General features: G+C 43.3%; 1 protein-coding gene. It reads left to right on the top strand.

The features are described 5' to 3' along the window. Window positions 1-400: 400 nt before the first annotated feature. A partial coding sequence (locus LMF89_RS25395) for a reverse transcriptase domain-containing protein (protein WP_255711633.1) occupies window positions 401-829 on the top strand: 429 nt, incomplete at its 3' end.

Below are 829 nucleotides of genomic sequence, written 5' to 3'. Positions count from 1 at the left end.
AGCGTAGACAGCTAGGTAATGGGCCGTAAGCCGTTAGGTTGAAGGGATTGAGCTTCGAAATTCGCACTAACATGGGAAGGCCGATGTACTCAGGAGTGCAGAAGGCAATATTGTGGTTTTCGTTAAATGGCGAGAGAATCACCACTTCCTCGGAGTCGATGACCATGGCACGTTATACATTGATATGTTACGGCAACTCGGGAGATCCTTTAGGTCTCAACCTTTATTAGGAAGAGTAATGACGAACAAGCGATAATAAAGTGAGGGCTGTCAAATGCCTAAAGGAAGTCGGATAGCGGCATAGTACCAATGAAGTCGGGTAACTCTGATGGAGGAAAGGCCGCTACCTGTCACTGCCCTTGAAAGGGAAACATTTACTACACACAGAGGTAGGTGCAAAATGGAAACAAAGCTAACAAGGATAACAGACTTAGCGAAAACAAATCAGGATATGGTGTTCACTTCTTTAGCTCATCTACTTGATGAGGACAACCTTAAACAATGCCATCATGAACTTCCTAGCGGGAAAGCAACAGGTGTGAAGGGTGTCACTAAAGAGAAATATGGAGAGGCATTGGATGAAAACATTGAAAAGCTAGTAGAACGATTAAAGAAAAAGGCTTACCGACCTGTTCCAGTTAAGCGGACTTACATCAATAAGCCTGGTTCGAAGAAGAAAAGACCGCTAGGTATTCCAGACCATGAGGATAAAATCGTTCAACGTGCCTTGGCAAAGATCTTGAACGCAATCTATGAGAATGACTTCCTTGATAGCTCGTTTGGATTTCGACCAAACAGAAGTTGTCACGATGCGTTAAAGATTTTAAAT

Origin of the sequence: Pelosinus baikalensis, assembly GCF_020819555.1 — a bacterium.
Taxonomy (GTDB): domain Bacteria; phylum Bacillota; class Negativicutes; order DSM-13327; family DSM-13327; genus Pelosinus; species Pelosinus baikalensis.
The sequence above is the reverse complement of the archived record's forward strand: the minus strand, read 5'-3'. Positions and strand labels throughout refer to the sequence as shown.